Source organism: Pseudomonas sp. K5002, from assembly GCF_013386655.1.
GTDB lineage: Bacteria > Pseudomonadota > Gammaproteobacteria > Pseudomonadales > Pseudomonadaceae > Aquipseudomonas.
In genome coordinates, this window is record NZ_JACARK010000796.1 from 1 (window position 1) to 1,484 (window position 1,484).

Consider the following 1,484-nt stretch of genomic DNA (forward strand, 5'->3'; position numbering starts at 1 on the left):
TCCAGGTGCCACGCGATAACGGCCACAACGTGGTGGAAGCGATTCACGCCATGCTCGAAGGCCGCTCCAAGGTCTTTATCGGCCTGGGCGGCAACTTCGCCCAAGCCACCCCGGACAGCCCACGCACCTTTGAAGCACTGCGCAATTGCGACCTGACCGTACAGATCAGCACCAAGCTCAACCGCAGCCACCTGATGCATGGCAAGGACGCGCTGATCCTGCCATGCCTGGGCCGCACCGACATCGACATCCAGGCCGAAGGCCCGCAAGCCGTGACCGTTGAAGACTCGTTCAGCATGGTCCACGCCTCCAACGGCCAACTGCAGCCGCTGTCGAAACAGATGAAATCCGAGCCTGCGATTCTGGCGGGCATTGCCGCCGCCACCCTGGGCAGCAAGCCGGTGGACTGGAACTGGCTGGTGGCCGATTACGACCGTATTCGCGACCTGATCGCCGACACCATTCCGGGCTTCAAGGACTTCAACGAGCGCCTGAAAAACCCGGGCGGTTTCTACCTGGGCAACTCGGCTGGCGCCCGTCGCTGGAACACCCCGTCGGGCCGCGCCAACTTCCGCCCGAACATCCTGCCCAAGGACCTGGTGCACGAACGCACCCGCAACACCGGGCAATTGCCGGACCTGATCATGCAGTCGATGCGCTCCCACGATCAGTACAACACCACCATCTATGGCCTGGACGACCGCTATCGTGGGGTCAAGGGCCAGCGGGATGTGTTGTTCGTCAATGAAGCCGACATCATCCGCCTGGGCTTCAAGCCGGGGCAGAAGGCTGACATCGTGTCGATCTGGGACGACGGCCGTGAGCGTCGGGTGAAGGGCTTTACCTTGCTGGCATTTGATATTCCGGCGGGGCAGGCTGCGGCTTATTACCCGGAAGTGAATCCGCTGGTGCCGCTGGAAAGCACGGGGGATGGCAGCCATACGCCAACGTCGAAGTTTGTAGCGATCCGCCTGGAAGCAGCGAGTGCAACCGGCTTGATCATGGCGAAGTCGGCCTAAGCGACACCTCGCCACAGACAGCACCCGAGTTTCTTACGGGCACAAAAAAGGCCGCTTTTGCATAAAAGCGGCCGTTCCGAAGTAACTAAAGACTCGCAAAACTCACTTAAGTTCCTCATACAAAACAGTAACTTAGAGAATTGTATACAACCCATACCACTGGTCGGGTTTCGATTGTCACCGTCTCGATACAACCTCAGGATCGCGCCGTCATCCTCTTGAGGTTCCTCTATGAAGTTCTCCTCGATTCTCTTGTTGTCCCTTGGCCTGGTCAGTGGCGCAGCCATGGCCGGTGGCACCACCGAAGCCGGTGTGGGCGGCGCATTGGGCGGGGTTCTAGGTTCTGTCGTAGGTCAGCAGTTGGGCGGTAATACCGGCTCGGCGATTGGTGCAGCACTCGGCGGCGCGGGTGGCAGTGCGGTGGGCGCAGACAAGCGCAGCCGCGGTGAAGCAGCCATTGGCGGC

Annotated in this window: 1 protein-coding gene and 1 pseudogene; both read left to right on the top strand. The window is 60.6% G+C overall.

The annotated features are described in order from the left end of the window. Positions 1-1,019 (top strand): annotated as a pseudogene (locus HX846_RS28740) (molybdopterin dinucleotide binding domain-containing protein); the annotation flags it as partial. Between the two features lie 231 nt (positions 1,020-1,250). Continuing rightward, positions 1,251-1,484 (top strand): glycine zipper 2TM domain-containing protein (locus HX846_RS28745; RefSeq protein WP_372242020.1); only part of this gene is annotated, 234 nt, incomplete at its 3' end.